The organism is Sphingomonadaceae bacterium OTU29LAMAA1, assembly GCA_024072375.1.
Lineage (GTDB): Bacteria > Pseudomonadota > Alphaproteobacteria > Sphingomonadales > Sphingomonadaceae > Sphingomonas.
Window position 1 is genome coordinate 259,186 of the sequence record CP099617.1, and the last position, 16,792, is coordinate 275,977.

15 protein-coding genes and 2 tRNA genes are annotated in these 16,792 nt (G+C 65.8%); 9 read left to right on the top strand and 8 right to left on the bottom strand.

The window, feature by feature from the left end:
• Positions 1-14: 14 nt before the first annotated feature.
• Positions 15-1,607 (bottom strand): M20/M25/M40 family metallo-hydrolase, encoded by a 1,593-nt coding sequence (locus NF699_01570; protein ID USU05420.1) that lies wholly within the window; start codon positions 1,605-1,607, stop codon positions 15-17.
• A gap of 137 nt (positions 1,608-1,744) precedes the next feature.
• On the opposite strand from NF699_01570, the gene NF699_01575 reads away from it, so the two are divergent.
• From NF699_01575 to NF699_01590, 4 genes are all read left to right on the top strand, one after another.
• Positions 1,745-1,830: transfer RNA gene (locus NF699_01575), tRNA-Tyr, on the top strand.
• A gap of 173 nt (positions 1,831-2,003) precedes the next feature.
• Complete coding sequence (locus NF699_01580) at positions 2,004-2,579, top strand: SRPBCC family protein (protein USU05421.1); 576 nt, start codon at positions 2,004-2,006, stop codon at positions 2,577-2,579.
• Entirely contained in the window at positions 2,576-3,760 is a 1,185-nt protein-coding gene (locus NF699_01585; GenBank protein USU05422.1) for a glutathione-dependent formaldehyde dehydrogenase, read from the top strand. The genes NF699_01580 and NF699_01585 overlap by 4 nt, the downstream gene beginning before the upstream one ends.
• Positions 3,761-3,906: 146 nt before the next feature.
• On the top strand, positions 3,907-4,692 hold the full coding sequence (locus NF699_01590) for an SDR family NAD(P)-dependent oxidoreductase (protein USU05423.1): 786 nt from the start codon (positions 3,907-3,909) through the stop codon (positions 4,690-4,692).
• Positions 4,693-4,714: 22 nt separating this feature from the next.
• Here the strand turns inward: NF699_01590 and NF699_01595 are convergent.
• A tRNA-Gly gene (locus NF699_01595) sits at positions 4,715-4,788 on the bottom strand.
• Between the two features lie 113 nt (positions 4,789-4,901).
• Between NF699_01595 and NF699_01600 the strand changes: the two genes are divergently transcribed.
• Positions 4,902-6,176, top strand: coding sequence for a DUF1295 domain-containing protein (locus tag NF699_01600; GenBank protein ID USU05424.1), 1,275 nt, complete (start codon positions 4,902-4,904; stop codon positions 6,174-6,176).
• Here NF699_01600 and NF699_01605 read toward each other — a convergent pair.
• Genes NF699_01605 through purM form a run of 4 tightly spaced genes read right to left on the bottom strand, consistent with a single transcriptional unit; the run spans position 6,173 to position 8,813 of the window.
• Positions 6,173-6,766, bottom strand: coding sequence for a hypothetical protein (locus NF699_01605; GenBank protein USU05425.1), 594 nt, complete (start codon positions 6,764-6,766; stop codon positions 6,173-6,175). The genes NF699_01600 and NF699_01605 overlap by 4 nt on opposite strands.
• Positions 6,763-7,143: an MmcQ/YjbR family DNA-binding protein gene (locus NF699_01610; protein ID USU05426.1), complete on the bottom strand. Its 381-nt coding sequence runs from the start codon at positions 7,141-7,143 to the stop codon at positions 6,763-6,765. The genes NF699_01605 and NF699_01610 overlap by 4 nt, the downstream gene beginning before the upstream one ends.
• Entirely contained in the window at positions 7,140-7,643 is a 504-nt protein-coding gene (gene purN / locus NF699_01615) for a phosphoribosylglycinamide formyltransferase (protein ID USU06956.1), read from the bottom strand. Before purN ends, NF699_01610 begins: the two co-directional genes overlap by 4 nt.
• Before the next feature lie 48 nt (positions 7,644-7,691).
• Entirely contained in the window at positions 7,692-8,813 is a 1,122-nt protein-coding gene (gene purM / locus NF699_01620) for a phosphoribosylformylglycinamidine cyclo-ligase (GenBank protein ID USU05427.1), read from the bottom strand.
• A 209-nt stretch (positions 8,814-9,022) separates the two neighbouring features.
• On the opposite strand from purM, the gene NF699_01625 reads away from it, so the two are divergent.
• The 4 genes from NF699_01625 (at position 9,023) to NF699_01640 (ending at position 14,912) form a co-directional block, all read left to right on the top strand.
• The gene (locus tag NF699_01625; protein USU05428.1) at positions 9,023-10,276 is read left to right on the top strand and encodes a heavy-metal-associated domain-containing protein; all 1,254 of its coding nucleotides are present in this window, start codon (positions 9,023-9,025) and stop codon (positions 10,274-10,276) included.
• A 5-nt stretch (positions 10,277-10,281) separates the two neighbouring features.
• Positions 10,282-10,914: a chromosomal replication initiator DnaA gene (locus NF699_01630; GenBank protein ID USU05429.1), complete on the top strand. Its 633-nt coding sequence runs from the start codon at positions 10,282-10,284 to the stop codon at positions 10,912-10,914.
• 2 nt (positions 10,915-10,916) lie between these two features.
• Positions 10,917-13,082, top strand: coding sequence for an RNA degradosome polyphosphate kinase (locus NF699_01635; GenBank protein ID USU05430.1), 2,166 nt, complete (start codon positions 10,917-10,919; stop codon positions 13,080-13,082).
• 363 nt (positions 13,083-13,445) lie between these two features.
• Complete coding sequence (locus NF699_01640; protein ID USU06957.1) at positions 13,446-14,912, top strand: Ppx/GppA family phosphatase; 1,467 nt, start codon at positions 13,446-13,448, stop codon at positions 14,910-14,912.
• A gap of 347 nt (positions 14,913-15,259) precedes the next feature.
• Here NF699_01640 and NF699_01645 read toward each other — a convergent pair whose 3' ends face one another.
• Both NF699_01645 and rnd read right to left on the bottom strand, forming a co-directional pair.
• The gene (locus tag NF699_01645; protein USU05431.1) at positions 15,260-15,535 is read right to left on the bottom strand and encodes an I78 family peptidase inhibitor; all 276 of its coding nucleotides are present in this window, start codon (positions 15,533-15,535) and stop codon (positions 15,260-15,262) included.
• A gap of 8 nt (positions 15,536-15,543) precedes the next feature.
• Positions 15,544-16,719, bottom strand: coding sequence for a ribonuclease D (gene rnd, locus NF699_01650; protein USU05432.1), 1,176 nt, complete (start codon positions 16,717-16,719; stop codon positions 15,544-15,546).
• Positions 16,720-16,792 lie beyond the last annotated feature (73 nt).

The following is a 16,792-nucleotide window of genomic DNA, read 5'->3' on the forward strand; positions in this document are numbered from 1 at the left end:
GGGGGGCGGCAGGTTCAGTCATCATTGGTATCGCTATAGGCAAAGGGATCGGTGACCACCGGCTGCGTCGGCAGCGGCGGGCGAGGCAGCGCCTTGTCGGCATTGGCGGCGGAGAGCAAGACCGAGGCGAGCACGATCGAGCCCTGACGCAGGTCCTCCGGCTTCAGGTGATCGAACGTATCGACCGAACTGTGATGCACCCGGCTACCGTAATCGAGCGGGTCCTGGATGAACTGGAAGCCGGGAATGCCGATCTGTTGCAGGCTGACGTGATCGGTGCCGCCGGTCTGGCGCGCGACGACGTTGCCCGCACCCATCGACGCGAACGGGCTGAGCCATTCGCGGAAGATCGGTACGACGGCGGGATTGTTCTCGGCATACAGGCCGCGCAGCTTGCCCGATCCGTTATCGATGTTGAAATAGGCGGCGACCTCGCCGTGGCCGGGCAACGGCACGATCGGCCAGCGATAGGCAAAGCCGAAATCGACGCCGGCCGGCTGTGCCCCGGTGCCGCGCCGCGCCAGATGTGCGCGGGTGTAGGCTGACGAGCCGAGCAGCCCCTCTTCCTCCGCACCCCACAACACGAAGCGGATCGTGCGCTTCGGCCGAACCCCACTGGCGGACAGGATGCGCGCCGCCTCCATGATCTCCGCCGACCCTGCCGCATTGTCGGCAGCCCCGTCGCCCGCGACCCAGCTGTCGAGGTGAGCGCCCGCCATGACGTAACCGGCCTTGGGATCGGTGCCGGGGATCTCCGCGATCACATTGTACGCGTTGGCATCGCTGTCATCGAAGCGGACGTCGCTGATGATCTCCAGCGTCGGGGCGGGACCGATCTTCGCCAGCCGGGCGAGCCGCAGATAATCCTCCTGTGCGATCTGCACTGCGGGCAGTGAGGCGGTGTCGCCGACACCGAACAGATAGCCTTCGCCATGCACCAGCTTGCCGTCGCGATACGACATCGTCGCCACCGCCACCGCGCCCTCTTCCTTCAGGAACGCATCGAGCTTCTTCGCATAGTCGAGCCGCTTCATCCGGCGATCGGCCGCGGCGGGATCGTAATTGGGCTGCTGGAACTGGTCGAGCTTGCCGATGTCCTCGCCGGTCAACCGGCGGAACGGCGCCTCGGTCGCATCGCCGGCAGCGCGGGGGAGCGAGATCATCACGATCTTGCCGCGAAGCTGGCCACGGTATTTCGCGAAGTCTCGCTCGCGGGCGATCGGCGCGACGACGACCGGCGCTGTCAGCGTGCCATTCGTCGCCGGCGTCCATGCGACCGGAATCGCCGTCAGCTGGACCGGGCGCGGGCTGACCATGCGGACGCTGGCGCGCTCGATCGACCAGCCGCGACCGAAGGCGAAGCCCTCCCTGCGCACGTTCTTCAGCCCCCATTCGCGGAACTTGCCCTCCGTCCACGCTTCAGCCTTGCGCGCGCCGGGCGAGTTGGCGAGTCGCGGGCCGATCACATCGGTCAGGTGCTGGACGGTTTGCACCACCTGGCTGTGGTTGGTGCCCTGATCGATGATCGCGGCGATGGCGGCGCGATCCTGCGCCGCGGCGGGTGCGGCAAGAACGATGGCGGCAGTGGCAAGCAGCAGACGACGCATGAATATCCCCGTTATTCCGTTCGGGGTGCTAGGCGGCGTCCGCCGTTCGCGCAAGCATCCGCAATTCGGCGGCAGCGGCGTTGACAGCTGCGTTTCGCTTCGCCAATAGGCCGCCTCGCTTCGGCGAACTCGCATCCGGACAGGTGGCCGAGTGGTTAAAGGCAGCAGACTGTAAATCTGCCCGTGCAAGCGTACGCTGGTTCGAATCCAGCCCTGTCCACCACCTTCCGGCATGGCCGGAAGGACGCGGCCCGATTGGTCGCCTTGCTCCACCACAGCGTTGCCATTCTGCCGCCGAATGGACGAAACTAGCTTTATCTAGTTGAATCTACATACGTAACGACTGGAACGGGCGTGTTCGCGCCGGGTTAGGGGGTCTTCCGAAGGGAGATCAGGATGACCGACGCACATGACGATGCGCCTGCCGCGACGTCCAAACGCCGCGACGCTGCCGATACCGTCACCGAATCGCTGATTGAGGGGCAAGGCTCCTCCGTCGTCGGGCGATCGGTGACGATCAACCGGCCCGCAAGCGAGCTCTACGCCTATTTCCGCGATTTCACGAACCTGCCGCACTTCATGGAGAACGTCGTCTCGATCGAGGTGACGGACGACAAGGAGTCGCACTGGACGGTCAAGGCACCGGCAGGTGCCACCGTCGAATGGGACGCGCGGGTGACGCAGGAGGAACCGGATCGCTTCATCGCATGGACGTCCGAACCCGGCGCCGACGTTGCCAATTCCGGTCGCATCGAATTCCGTGATGCCGGCGAGCGTGGCACGGTGGTGACCGTGACGATCGCCTATGACCCGCCCGGCGGCGTTATCGGCAAGGTGATCGCGAAAATGTTCCAGCGCGAACCGGCGATCCAGGCACGTCGCGACCTGCGCCGGTTCAAGCAGCTGATGGAAACCGGCGAGATCGCGACACCGGCGATGAACCCCAAGCAATATGAGGAGATGGGGCTGTGAAAGCACTCGCCTGGCACGGAAAGCACGACGTCCGCATGGACACGGTCGACGACCCGGAGATCGTCAATCCCCGCGACTGCATCATCAAGGTCACCTCGACCGCGATCTGCGGCTCCGACCTGCATCTCTACGACGGCTATATCCCGACGATGCAGTCCGGCGACATCCTTGGCCATGAATTCATGGGTGAGGTGGTAGAGGTCGGCGCAAAATCGACCCTGAAGAAGGGCCAGCGCGTGGTCGTCCCGTTCACGATCGCCTGTGGCAGCTGCTATCATTGCGGCAAGCACCAGTATTCGGCTTGCCCCAACGGTCTGCCGGCCGACAATCAGGACATTGCCCAAACCCTGTACGGCACCGAAATGTCGGGGCTGTTCGGCTACAGCCACATGACGGGCGGCTATGCGGGCGGACAGGCGGAATATGTCCGCGTGCCGTTCAGCGACGTCGGCCCGATCGTCATTCCGGACGGCGTTGACGATGACAAGGTGCTGTTCCTGTCCGACATCCTGCCGACGGGCTGGCAGGCGGCGGAATATGCGCAGATCGAGCCGGGCGATACCGTTGCGGTCTGGGGCTGCGGCCCCGTCGGTCTGTTCGCGGTGCAGTCGGCGTTCCTGATGGGCGCAGAACGCGTCATCGCGATCGATCATTTCCCGCACCGTCTCGAACTCGCGAAGCGCTTCGGCGCCGAGACGATAAACTTCGAGGAGAGCGCGACCTACGAAGCGCTGATGGAGATGACCGGCGGGATCGGCCCCGATGCGGTGATCGACGCGGTCGGGCTGGAGGCACACGGCCTGTTCGTCGACAACGTCATCGATCAGATCAAGGCGTCGACCTTCCTCGGCACCGATCGGCCCCACTCGATCCGCCAGGCGATCATCGCCTGCCGCAAGGGCGGACGGGTATCGATGCCGGCGGTGTACGGCGGATTCGTCGACAAGTTCCCGCTGGGCGCGTTCATGGAAAAGGGGCTGACGCTCAAGACCGGCCAGACCCACGTCCAGCATTACATGCCGGGGCTGCTCAACGCGATCATGGAAGGGAAGATCGATACCGAGTTCCTCATTTCGCACCGCATGCCGCTGATGGACGCGCCCAAGGGCTACAAGATGTTCAAGGATCACCAGAACGAGGTGACCAAGATCGTCCTGAAGCCGGGAATGGCGATGAGCTGACCCGACCCACCGTCATCCGGCGAACGCCGGGACCCATGGAGCGCTTCACCGGCGTTTGCGCACTTCATCGGCTTCACCCCCTCCACGGATCTCGGCGTTCGCCCGCATGACGGGAGGGGGACGAATCCCATCTAAAGGATCACATCATGGCCAACAAACTTGCCATCATTACCGGGGCATCGACCGGCATCGGCTTCGAACTCGCGACGCTCGCCGCGAAGGACGGCTACGACATCATCGTCGCCGCTAACGAGGCGCTGATCCATTCGGCAGCGACCGATTTCGAACAATTCGGCACGTCCGTAACGGCGGTCGAGGCGGATCTCTCGACGACCCAGGGCGTCGATACGTTGCTGGCTGCGGCCGGCGGACGGCAGATCGATCTGGTCTGCGCCAACGCCGGCCATGGTCTCGGCCGGGCGTTTCTCGACCAGTCGGTATCCGACTGGCGCATGGTGGTCGACACCAACATCACCGGCACGGTCTATCTGCTCCAGCAGGTGCTGAAGCCGATGGTCGCCCGCAACGACGGCAAGGTGTTGGTGACCGGATCGATCGCCGGCTACATTCCCGGCGCATTTCAGGCGGTCTACAACGGCACCAAGGCGTTCGTGGACAGCTTCGTCGCCGCGATCCAGAACGAGATCAAGGACGCGGATGGCGTCACGCTGACCAACCTGATGCCCGGGCCGGTCGACACCGAATTCTTTGCGCGGGGTGACATGCTCGACACCGATGTCGGCACCGATCCCAAGAAGTCGGATCCCGCCGACGTAGCGAAGGACGGCTGGGACGCCCTGATGGCGGGCAAGGCGGCGATCGTGTCGGGCTGGAAGAACAAAATTCAGTCGGCGGTCGCCAACGTCACGCCGAACGCCATTCTCGCGGAGCAGCATCGCAATATGGCGGAGCCGGGGACGGCGAAGGACTGACGAAGAAAGGAGGTGCGGCGGCTGGAGCGGGTAACGGGAATCGAACCCGTGTATTCAGCTTGGAAGGCTGCTGCACTACCATTGTGCTATACCCGCGCACGCCGTGCGTCAGCGCCATTACAATCCTCCGCATGCCGGTGCAAGCGTCTGATCGGCTTGCGGCACATGGTTCACGACTTGCTTACCGTTCCTGCGCTAGACGAGCGCGCATGTATCACGATGCCACGCTGGCCGCGCATTCCGCGGCAGACCCGCGCCCCTCTTCTGCGGTAAGTCACGGCGTGGGTATCGCCGGTATGGCAGGTCTGACCCTGTGGCTGGTCGCCTGTCTGGCGATCGGCATGGACGGCCCCTATGCGGCGCTGGTCGGGCTGCTCGCCAGCGGGCTGCCGATGGTCGGCTGGTCGCTGCTGGTCGACAAGGTTCATCGTAGCCCGACGACCGGTATCGACTGGAGCGTGAAGCGCACGTTCGCCGAAACCCGCGACATCAGCCTGACCAAGCTCGCCGGCCTGTACGTCACCTGGGGCGGTATCGCGATCATCTATGGCGTCGGCCGCTTCTATTGGGAGGGCAATTTCGCCTTCGCCATGTGGTGCTTCAGCTGGGCGGTGCCGATCGTCGCACTGGTCGCGGTGCCGTATGTGCTGTGGCTCGATCGTCATCTGGTGGAGCCGCACGACGGCGCGTGGCATCTCGGCGCATGGCTGACCGGGCAAAGCGGTGTCGATCGCCAGGCGATCCACGGTCATCTGCGCGGCTGGGCGGTAAAGGCGTTCTTCCTCGCATTCATGCTGGCGGTGGTGCCGGGCAACTTCGGTGGCTTCATCCGCACCGACCTGTCCGGACTGCGTGATCCGGTGGCGCTGGCGCAATGGCTGATCGCACTGATGTTCGTCATCGACGTGGGCTTCGCCACGGTCGGTTACATCCTGACGCTGCGTCCGCTCGATTCGCATATTCGCAGTGCCAATCCGTTCGCGGCGGCGTGGACCGCGGCGCTGATGTGCTATCCGCCGTTCATCCTGATGGAGGCGGGCGGGCCGCTCGACTATCATCCCGGGACGCAGGAATGGACCGACTGGTTCGCGGGACATTCGATGCTGATGAGTGCCTGGGGCGCGGTGCTGGTCGTTCTGACCGCGATCTACGCATGGGCGACGGTGGCGTTCGGGCTGCGATTCTCCAACCTTACGCATCGCGGTATCCTGACGCACGGTCCCTATGCGTTCTCGCGGCACCCGGCCTATCTGTCGAAAAACCTGTTCTGGTGGTTGTCGACGCTGCCGATCCTGACGACCGGCAGCGTGATTGATGCGGTGCGCGCGACCGCGCTGATGGGTGTGGTCAGCGGCATCTATTACTGGCGCGCTCGCACCGAAGAACGGCATCTGGGACTGGATCCCGTCTACCGCGAATACAGCGAGTGGATGACGCGGCGCGGTGCGGTGCCGCGCTTCTTCCGTTGGATGGTCGCTCGTTAGGGCGCCTTTGGCAGCGCCCTCGTCCACAGGGCATCGACCCGCCGTTGATCGCCGCCGCTTTCCCGCAAACGAAAGTCGAGCAATTCGACCTTGCGGCCGCGCAACATCTGCCCCTCGGTCTTCCAGACGACGTCGTATATCGCCTGACGCGTCGTCGGCCGGTCGTCGGTAAAATAAGTATAGCGCACCAAAACCGACAACCGCCCGGTCCGCTCATCGGGGCCGCCGTCAGTGGCCTTGCGCAACGCGGCGTCGAACCATCCCGCCTCGATCGTCTGCGTCACCGAATCCTGCGGTGACACGCCGAGCGCGGCCGGGAAGGTGACGCGGATGTCGCCGAGCGGATGTGCCTCGTCGCGCACCAGCATGATCGATCGTTTGTCCTCGGCCACTGCGCCGCGCAATACGAAACGCGCCTTGTCGCGGGATGCGCTGGCCTGTTCCATCGCCTTGTCTGCAGCCGCGTCCCGACGCTCCTGCCAGTTGCTGTATAGAGTCAGCGCGGCGATGACGACGCCGGCGACGGCCACCACTTCCGCCAGCGTGACCCAGCGGCGGCGGGTCTGCGCCTGATCCTTCGTCTCGGTCATCGTCCGCCCGCCTCGAGCAGGCGGCGCGGCGCGGCGAGTTCCCAGCTTCGCGAGACGCGATCCTCGATCAACGCCCAGTCGGGATCACCGTCCAGCGCCACGCCGACCCAGCCTGACGGGCCGAGATAGGCCGGCTTAGAATAGATATCCGGAGCGGAATCGATCAACATCGCCTGTTCGTCGGTGCCGCTGGTGCGCACGCAGACGACGTTCAGCCCGTCCCCGTGATGATTTTCGCGAACCTGTGCGAACTGCCTGTCCTCAACGAAGAACGTTGGCTGGCCGTGACTAGGTCGCTCCTCCACCTCCGGCAGCAGCAGTGCTATCTCACGGATGCGGGTGAGGGCAGGAGACACGGCAGGAGAATCGGGGGTCATCGGCTGGCGAACTCCTTCAGCACCTGTGGATAGAGGCGGTGCTCGGCGGCGAGAACGCGCGATGCCAGCGTATCGGGTCCATCGTCGGCGAGCACCGGCACTTGGGCTTGTCCCAGCAGGGCGCCGCCGTCCAGCTCCTCCGTGACGATATGCACGGAGCATCCTGCGACGGTATCACCCGCGGCGATGGCCCGCGCATGCGTGTCGAGGCCCTTGTATTTCGGCAGCAGTGACGGGTGAATGTTGACGATCCGGCCGCGCCACCGCACGACGAAATCGTCCGACAGCAACCGCATATAGCCCGCCAGCGCGATCACCTCGCATCCCGCCTCTCGCAGGGCGGCGTCGATCTGCGCCTCATAGGCGGCCTTGCCAATATCCTTGGGCGACAGCCCGAACGCTGCGATGCCGCGCTCCCGGGCCCAGGCCAGGCCCGGTGCGTCCGGCTTGTCGGAGGCGACGAGGCCAACCGGGATGCCTGCCTCGACCAGCGCCATCATGTTCGATCCGCGGCCCGAGATCAGGATGCCTACGGTCTTCACGCCGGCTCACCCCGCATGCGTTGCTGTCCAGTCTTTGCGGGCGCTCCACGTCTCGGTCGATCCGCGAACGGTGCAGCCGCGGGGTCCCGGCTCGATCCGGCCGATCGCGTGCACCGTCTCCCCTGCTGCGCGCAGCGCCGTGGCGACGGCGTCCGCGCGATCCGCCTCGACGACGACCGCCATGCCGATCCCGCAATTGAAGGTGCGCGCCATTTCTTCCGGCTCGATCGCACCCTGCGCCTGCAGGAATGCCATCAGCCGCGGCTGCTCCCACGCGTCGGCGTCGACCACCGCATGCGCCTCGGCCGGCAGCACGCGGGGGATATTTTCCAGCAATCCGCCGCCGGTGATATGCGCCAGCCCCTTGATCGCGCCCTCGCGCAGGAGTGGCAGCAGGCTTGCGACGTAGATCCGCGTCGGCGCCATGAGGATGTCGATCAGCAGCCGGTCCGAATCGAACAATGCCGGCCGGTCGAGCTTCCACCCGCGATCCGCGGCGAGGCGGCGGACCAGCGAAAAACCGTTCGAATGCACACCGGAGGATGCCAGCCCGAGGATGACGTCGCCCGCGCCGATCTCCCGCCCGGTCAGCACCCGGTCGCGCTCGACCGCGCCGACGCAAAAGCCCGCGAGATCGTAGTCGCCGTCTGCATACATGCCGGGCATTTCCGCGGTTTCGCCGCCGATCAGCGCGCAGCCGGCCTGACGGCAGCCCTCTGCGATCGATGCCACGACACGCTCGGCGACGGCGTTGTCGAGCTTGGCGGTGGCATAATAATCGAGGAAGAACAGCGGCTCGGCGCCCTGCACGATCAGGTCGTTGACGCACATGGCGACGAGATCGACGCCAACGCCTTCATGCCGATCCCACTCGATCGCCAACTTCAGCTTGGTGCCGACACCATCGTTCGCGGCGACCAGCAGCGGATCGGAGAAACCCGCCGCCTTCAGGTCGAACATGCCGCCGAAGCCGCCCAGTTCCGCATCCGCTCCCGGCCGACGGGTCGCCTTCGCCAGAGGCCCGATCGCACGGACCAGCGCGTTTCCGGCGGCGATCGACACGCCGGCATCGGCATAGGTGTAGGACTGGTCGCCAGAGGCTGTCGGGGGGGAGGGCGGATTGCTCATCCGACCAGCCTGCTAGGGTTCTGTAGCGACACTGGCAATGCCGAACCGCGCACGGCGCGCGCGGATATGGGGAGGGAATAGCCGTGGCAGACAGCCTATATCCCACCTCAAGCACGCCCGACCGGTGTCGATGATTTCGCCGGGGCGCATCCTCCCTGCCGCACATCCCGCTTGGTTTTCCGTGTCGGCTTCGCCAAAAGGCGGGCGACATGCGCAACCGTACCCTGTTTTCCTCGCTGGCCGGTGCCGCATTGCTTCTCGGCGCGGGCGCGTATGCCCAGATCGAGGGCGGCCGCGGGGTCGCGCCGATCGACAGTTCGGGTGATTTCGAGGTGAGTGGAGTCAGCGTCGATGTCGCCGCAAAGACGGCGGAGGCCGCACGACTGGGCGGCTGGCGGCTGGCGCAGCGCAAGGCCTGGGTTCAGCTGTCGCGACGGCTCGGCGGCGGCGGTGGGCTTGTGTCGGACGGTACGCTCGATCAGTTGGTGTCGGGTATCGTCGTCGAGAACGAACAGATCGGGCCGACGCGCTATATCGCTAAGCTTGGCGTGTTGTTCGATCGCGGTCGGGCGGCGTCGGTGCTGGGCATCAGCGCCTATTCCGATCGTTCTCGCCCGATGCTCGTCGTGCCGCTGCAGGTGTCGGCGGGTGTCGAAACCGTCTTCGAACAGCGCAATGACTGGCAGGAGGCGTGGGCACGCTTCCGAACCGGTAACAGTACGGTCGATTACGTTCGCCCGTCCGGCACTGGCGCCGATTCGCTGCTGCTCAACGCGGGTCAGATCGCGCGGCCCGGCCGCGGTTGGTGGCGGACGATCATCGACCAATATGGTGCATCGGATATTCTGATCCCGGTGGTTCGGCTGTATCGCAGCTATCCCGGCGGCCCGATCATCGGCGTGTTCCAGGCGCGACATGGCCCCGACAACACACTGGTGGGCAGTTTCACGCTGCGGGTCGGCAGCGCGGCGGGTTTGCCGCAGTTGCTCGACACCGGCGTCACGCGGATGGATGCGCTTTATCAACAGGCGCTTCGCAGCGGCGCACTGGGCTTCGACCCGACATTGTCGCCGCCGCCGGAACCCGAACCGGTCGTCGATCCTGCCGCCGTCGATGACGAGAGCGGTGGGGAGACGCTGGCGGAGATCGTCGGCGACACCGCGCCAGCCAGTGCCGGTATCGCAGTGACTATCCAGTTCGATACGCCGGGCGCCAGCGCCGTCGCCAACACCGAAGGACTGGTTCGCGGTATCGCCGGCGTCCGCTCTGCTACCACCACCAGCCTCGCACTCGGCGGGCTGTCTCTGATGCGGGTGACATTCGATGGCGACCCCGATTCGCTGCGGGCGGCGCTGGAGGTGCGCGGCTATCAGGTCACCGGCTCGGGCCAGACGCTCCGCATCCGCCGGGCACCGCAATTGCTGCCACCAAACCTGCCGACAGACGACAGACCCGTAGGCTAACGTCGATGACCAACCAGCTCGCGCTTCCTCTGGGATGGCCGGCGGACCCAAAGGACGACGCCTTCCTCATCACCAATTCCAACCTGCGCGCGGCGCAGACTTTAGAACATTGGGCGACCTGGCCCGTGATGGCCGCCGTACTCACCGGCCCGCGGAAGTCGGGTCGCAGCCTGCTCGCACGCATCTTCGCCGCCAAGAGCCAAGGTAGCATTATCGATGATGCTGAGAATGTGCCCGAAACGCAGATATTCCATGCCTGGAATCAGGCGCAGGCCGAACGGCGCCCGCTCATCATCGTCGCCGATGCGTTGCCGCCGTCTTGGGGGGTGCGGTTGCCCGACCTTAAATCCCGTCTGGCGGCCAGTCCTCATGCGGCGATCGGCGCGCCCGATGACGAACTGATCGCGGCGCTGCTCGAACATCTCTTCCAGCGCCGCGGCCTTGATGCGCGCCCCGATCTGGTGACGTGGCTCAGTACGCGGATCGAGCGCAGTCATATCGTCGTGCAACGTGTCGTCGATGCGCTGGATCAGGAGGTGCTGGAGAGCCACAAGCGCTTGTCCATTCCGCTGGCGCGAACTGTTTTGACCGCCGCGGGGATCGTCACGCAACCGCAACCGTTGCTGCCTATGACGTAAACATGACACGCCCAGCCCACCTCTCGCACCTATCCGCTGCAGACGACGACCCCTTCGTTCCGGAGGTCAACGACCGCTATTTTAACCGCGAGCTGTCGTGGCTGGCGTTCAACCGGCGGGTGCTGGAAGAGGCATGCAATCCGGCGCATCCGTTGCTGGAACGGCTGCGGTTCCTGTCGATCTCCGGCAACAACCTCGACGAATTCTTCATGGTCCGCGTCGCGGGTCTAAAGGGCCAGCAGATGAAGGACGTCGACCGGCGTTCGTCGGACGGTTTGACGCCGGGGCAGCAGCTTGCGGCGATCACGACCGAGGCTGATGCACTGATGGCCAGCCAACAGGCGGTGTGGGGCGACCTGCGTACGTTGCTCGACGAAGCCGGCTTGCACGTCCTGCGCCGCGACGAGGTGGATGCCGAGGCCGCGGAGTGGCTGGAGACGCACTTCCGCGAACAGATATTTCCGATTCTCACCCCGCAGGCGCTCGATCCGGCGCATCCGTTCCCGTTCATCCCCAACAAGGGGCTGTCGGTGATGTTCGACGTCGTCCGCGATTCGGATGGCGAACCGGTGCGCGAACTGGTGATGATCCCGGCGAGTGCGCCGCGGTTCGTGCGGCTGCCGGGCGAGCCGGCGCGCTACGTTTCGATCGAGGCGCTGCTGAAGCGTTTCGCCCCGGTGTTGTTCCCCGGCTACACGCTCGTCGGCGCCGCCGCCTTCCGCGTTCTGCGCGACAGCGACATCGAGATCGACGAGGAAGCGGAGGACCTCGTCCGCTACTTCGCCAACGCGATCAAGCGTCGCCGTCGCGGTCGCGTTATCCGGCTCGAACTCGAAACCGGCATGCCCGATGCGCTGGCGCAGGTGCTGCGCGACGAACTGGGCGGGGCCGACGCCACGATCACCGAAAGCGGTAACCTGCTCAGCATCGGCGATCTTGATGCGGTGATCGACGAGGACCGGCCCGACCTCAAATTTCTTCCCTTCGTGCCCCGCTTCCCCGAGCGTATTCGTGAATTTGGCGGCGATTGCTTTGCGGCGATCCGGTCGAAGGACATCGTCGTCCATCACCCGTATGAGACGTTTGACGTCGTTCTCGCCTTCCTGAAGCAGGCGGCACTTGATCCCGACGTCATCGCGATCAAGCAGACGCTGTATCGCGCGGGCAAGCAGCCCGCGGTCATCAATGCGCTGATCGCGGCGGCCGAGGCGGGCAAGTCGGTGACCGCGGTGGTCGAATTGCGCGCGCGCTTCGACGAGGAGCAGAACATCCTCTGGGCGAGCGCGCTGGAGCGCGCCGGCGTTCAGGTCGTCTACGGCTTCCTCGAATGGAAGACCCACGCCAAGGTATCGATGGTGGTCCGTCGCGAAGGCGGGCAGTTCCGCACCTATTGCCACTTCGGCACCGGCAATTATCATCCGGTGACGGCGCGCATCTACACCGATCTGTCGTTCTTCACCGCCGACCCGCGCATGGGCCGCGATGCGGCGCAGATGTTCAACTACGTCACCGGCTACGTCGAACCGACCGACATCACCAAGCTGAGCCTGTCCCCGCGCGACCTGCGGCAGAAGCTGCTCGACCTGATCGACGTCGAGATCGCCAATGCCCGCGCCGGCAAGGATGGCGCGGTCTGGGCCAAGATGAACAGCCTCGTCGACCCCGCGATCATCGATAAATTGTACGAGGCGGGCGGGGCGGGGGTGCAGATCGAGCTGATCATCCGCGGCATCTGCTGTCTGCGGCCCGGCGTCCCCGGCATGTCGGAGAATATCCGCGTCAAATCGATCATCGGTCGATTTCTGGAACACAGCCGCATCTTCTGCTTCGGCAACGGCGCGGCATTGCCGAACGACGATGCGCGGGTATTCATCTCGTCGGCGGACTGGATGCCGCGCAATTTCGACCGGCGGGTGGAATATATGCTGCCGATCGAGAACCCGACGGTGCACGATCAGGTGCTCGATCAGGTGATGGTCGCCAATCTGATCGACAGCGAGCAGAGCTGGGAATTGGAGCCGGACGGCCGCTATGTCCGTGAGATTCCCGGGGACAAGCCGTTCAACCTGCACCGGTACTTCATGACCAACCCGTCGCTGTCGGGGCGTGGCGCGGCGCTGGCGGAGAGCAATGCGGTGCCGACGCTGGCGCTGCGGCGGAAACGATAGCGGGTTGTTGGTGGAGGCCGGACCCGCCACAACCGGACGAATGGTTCTTTTGCACCCGCCCCAATGTCGCCGTCACCCCAGATGGGTTCGGTGGTCGGCTCTTTCGACTACAAGCTCTCTCCCCTCCCAGAAAGGGAGGGGCCGGGGGTGGGTCGGTGCATGGGGCACCACTGTGGCATCCTCGCTGGCCTACCCACCCCCAACCCCTCCCTTCCAGGGAGGGGAGCCATACATGTTCGGAGTGGATGACTGCCGATTGGCTCCGGAGTTCACGTCGCGGCGCAGCCGGAAGCGGGTGGTTTACGCGATCCCCTGGTGGATGAGTGGACCGCGGAATATGTCCGGGGTGGCGAGGGCGTCGACGTGACCAAAGCCTATCCCCGCACCGGCATCGTCGACATCGGTTCGAATTCCGTCCGGCTGGTCGTGTACCAGGGCCATCCCCGCGTGCCTGCGACGCTGTTCAACGAAAAGGTGATGGCGGGGCTCGGCCGCAGCCTTGCCGCGACGGGCGCGATCGATGGCGACAGCATGGCGCTGGCGATCGGTGCGTTGCGGCGCTTCGCTGCGGTCGCGCGGGAGATGGAGGCGCCGGTCCGCACCGTCGCCACCGCCGCGGTGCGCGATGCGAGCAACGGCCATCGCCTGATCGAGGCGGCGAGCGATCTGGGCCTCACCGTCGAATTGCTCTCCGGCGAGCAGGAGGCGACGGCGTCGGGCATGGGCGTGTTGTCGGCGATCCCCGATGCGGACGGGATCGTCGGTGACCTCGGCGGCGGCAGTCTGGAACTCGTGCGCGTGGTGGCCGGGACGGTGACCGACCGGATTTCCTTCCCGCTCGGCGTGCTGCGTATCGCGGCGTTGCGGCAGGGGCGCGGTCCCGGATTCGACCGCCATGTGACGCGGCTGATCCGCGACGCGGGCTGGGCGGGGTGCGGGCGGGGGCTGCCGTTGTACATGGTCGGCGGATCGTGGCGTGCGCTCGCCCGGCTCGACATGAGCCTGACGCATTATCCGCTGCCGATTATCCACGGCTATGCACTGGCGCCGGAGACGGTCGGCCGGTTGGCGCGGAGTATCGCGCATCTGTCGAAGCAGCGGTTGCGCGCGGTGCCGGGCATGTCGTCCGCCCGCGCCGGACAGCTAGGCGATGCGACCGCGCTGTTGGGGGTGGTGATGCGCGAGCTCGGATCGGCGAGCGCGATCGCATCGAGTTCGGGGTTGCGCGAGGGGCTGCTCTACGCCGCGCTCGATGCGCAGACGCGTGCGCTCGACCCGCTGATCGTCGCCACGCGCGAGGAAGGGCGGTTGCTCGGCCGGTTCCCCGAGCACGGCGACCTGCTCGCGGACTGGATCGCGCCCCTGTTCGCCGACGACGATCCGTCGCTGGTGCGTATCCGGCATGCCGCGTGCCTGCTCGCCGACACCGGCTGGCGGGCCAATCCGGAGTTTCGCGACGAGCGTGGGTTCGAAATCGCCCTGCACGGCAATTGGGTGGCGATCGACGCGTCCGAACGCGCGATGCTGGCGCAGGCGCTGCACACCAGTCTGGGCGGCAGCACCGTCCCGCATCCGATGCTCACCGGCCTTGCCAACGCGGGGCAGATCGCGCTGGCGATCGTGTGGGGGCTGGCGATCCGGCTGGGCCAGCGGTTCAGCGGGGGACTGGCGGGGCCGTTGCAGCGTGCGTCGTTGGGGTTGAAGCCGGGGCAGGTTGCTTTGGTTTTGTCGGCGCAGGACAGGCCGCTTTACGCCGAGACGGTCGAGCGTCGGCATGTTGCGTTGGCGGGGGCTTTGAAGCGGAAGGCTTCGGTTGTGGCGGAGTCTTAAGAAGGTTGGTTCGCGCGGAGGCGCGGAGACGCGGAGAAGAAGAGGGATGCGCCGCCGCGTCGGCGGCCTTCATGACCGCTTTGCCCGGCAACACCATCATGATCGGAGCGCTGCGCGCGGCCTGAACCGCTCTTCTTCTCCGCGTCTCCGCGCCTCCGCGCGAATCAACCTTCTTCTCACGAAGGCGCTTGCCCCGAAGCCAGGGCCGCAGCAGTGGATCTTCACGCGAAGGCGCGAAGGCGCGAAGCGTTTGGGACGGCGCGGTTCGCGCTTTATTTTCCAGGCCGCTGCCGCGGCGATGGCGCGTCCTGCTACTTCGCGGCTTCGCGTGAACCAGCCTTAAGCACTTACCCGCAGTTCAAGCCGTCGATCTGCCCACCGTCGTCGAGCATGATGTTCAGCCGATCCACGCGGAAATCCTTCGTCGCGGCGTCGCCCGGGCGCAGCACGCGTGAGATCGCCGAATTGGTCGCGCGCTCGATCTCCGGTCGCATCCGCTCGCGGAACTTGACCCCTGCGAAGCGAAGCTTGGCCTTCTCGTCGACCACGCACGGTCCGCGCGGCGCGGCCGGGGCCTCCATCGTCGCGCATCCTGCCACCAGCACCGGCAGCACCAAAGCCATCGTCCGTATCATGCCGCTTCCTCCGTCCGCGTCATCTTGAGCTTGCCGCCCTTGACCGCAAAGCCCAGCCGGCCCTCGACCAGATCGAGCGCATCGCGGCCGAACTGATCGTAGCGCCAGCCCTCCAGCATCGGCAGCCCCGTCCGTACACCGGCGGCGAGCGCCTCCAATTCATCGGTCCGGGCCAGCAGCTTCGACGCCACGTCGATATCGCGCGAGCGGATCTTGAGCAGCAGCTTGAGCAGGTCGGCGACGAGCGAGCCGTCCTTGCCGAGCCCCGGCTTGCGGTCGTCGCGCGGCGGCAGTTCGTCGGCCGACAGCGGCGCCGCATTCTCCAGCGCCGCCATCAGCCGCGCGCCGATGTCGTTCGACGCCCAGGTGGCGGACAGGCCACGCACCTTGGCGAGGTCGGCCTGCTTGCGCGGCGGATGGCCGGCGAGGTCGCCGAGCGTCTCGTCCTTGACGATGCGGCCGCGCGGCAGGTCCTTGCCCTGCGCCTCCAGCTCGCGCCAGCGCGCCAGTGCCTTCAGACGGCCGAGCACGTCGGGCTTGCGGCCCGAGATGCGGACGCGCTTCCACGCCTGATCGGGATCGTTGGCGTAATTCGCGGGATCGGCAAGCCGCTCCATCTCCTGGTCCAGCCAAACGCCGCGCCCGGTCTTGCGCAGCCGTTCCAGCATCATCGGGAATATTTTAGCGAGGTGCGTGACGTCGCCGATCGCATATTCGATCTGGCGCGCATCCAGCGGCCGGCGCGCCCAATCGGTGAAGCGCGCGCCCTTGTCGACGACGATGCCAAGCCAGCTATCGACGAGGTTGGAATAGCCGATCTGTTCGCCCTGACCCAGCGCCATGGCCGCGACCTGCGTGTCGAACAGCGGGTGGGGGGTCTTGCCGGTGAGATTGTAGATGATCTCGATATCCTGCCCGCCGGCGTGGACGACCTTCAGCACGTCCTCGTTGTCGGTCAGCAGTTCGAGCAGCGGCGTCATGTCAAGGCCGGGCGCCATCGGGTCGATCGCCGCCGCCTCGTTCACGTCGGCGATCTGGATCAGGCAGAGTTCGGGGTAATAGGTGCTCTCGCGCATGAATTCGGTATCGACGGTGATGAAGTCGGCGTCGGCGAGGCGGGCACAGAGATTGGCGAGGGTCGCGCTGTCTGTAATCAACGGGTGGATATGCATGGCTCCGTCCATAGCCACAGCCGCGCGGGTTGACAAAGAGGGGATGGGGAGGGAAGCGCCGGCCCATCATACA

Coding starts and splice junctions, on each gene's coding strand:
- NF699_01570 (USU05420.1), bottom strand. CDS start 1,607: ATGCGTCGTCTGCTGCTTGCCACTGCCGCCATCGTTCTTGCCGCACCC.
- NF699_01580 (USU05421.1), top strand. CDS start 2,004: ATGACCGACGCACATGACGATGCGCCTGCCGCGACGTCCAAACGCCGC.
- NF699_01590 (USU05423.1), top strand. CDS start 3,907: ATGGCCAACAAACTTGCCATCATTACCGGGGCATCGACCGGCATCGGC.
- NF699_01600 (USU05424.1), top strand. CDS start 4,902: ATGTATCACGATGCCACGCTGGCCGCGCATTCCGCGGCAGACCCGCGC.
- NF699_01605 (USU05425.1), bottom strand. CDS start 6,766: ATGACCGAGACGAAGGATCAGGCGCAGACCCGCCGCCGCTGGGTCACG.
- NF699_01610 (USU05426.1), bottom strand. CDS start 7,143: ATGACCCCCGATTCTCCTGCCGTGTCTCCTGCCCTCACCCGCATCCGT.
- purN (USU06956.1), bottom strand. CDS start 7,643: ATGATGGCGCTGGTCGAGGCAGGCATCCCGGTTGGCCTCGTCGCCTCC.
- purM (USU05427.1), bottom strand. CDS start 8,813: ATGAGCAATCCGCCCTCCCCCCCGACAGCCTCTGGCGACCAGTCCTAC.
- NF699_01625 (USU05428.1), top strand. CDS start 9,023: ATGCGCAACCGTACCCTGTTTTCCTCGCTGGCCGGTGCCGCATTGCTT.
- NF699_01630 (USU05429.1), top strand. CDS start 10,282: ATGACCAACCAGCTCGCGCTTCCTCTGGGATGGCCGGCGGACCCAAAG.
- NF699_01635 (USU05430.1), top strand. CDS start 10,917: ATGACACGCCCAGCCCACCTCTCGCACCTATCCGCTGCAGACGACGAC.
- NF699_01645 (USU05431.1), bottom strand. CDS start 15,535: ATGGCTTTGGTGCTGCCGGTGCTGGTGGCAGGATGCGCGACGATGGAG.
- rnd (USU05432.1), bottom strand. CDS start 16,719: ATGCATATCCACCCGTTGATTACAGACAGCGCGACCCTCGCCAATCTC.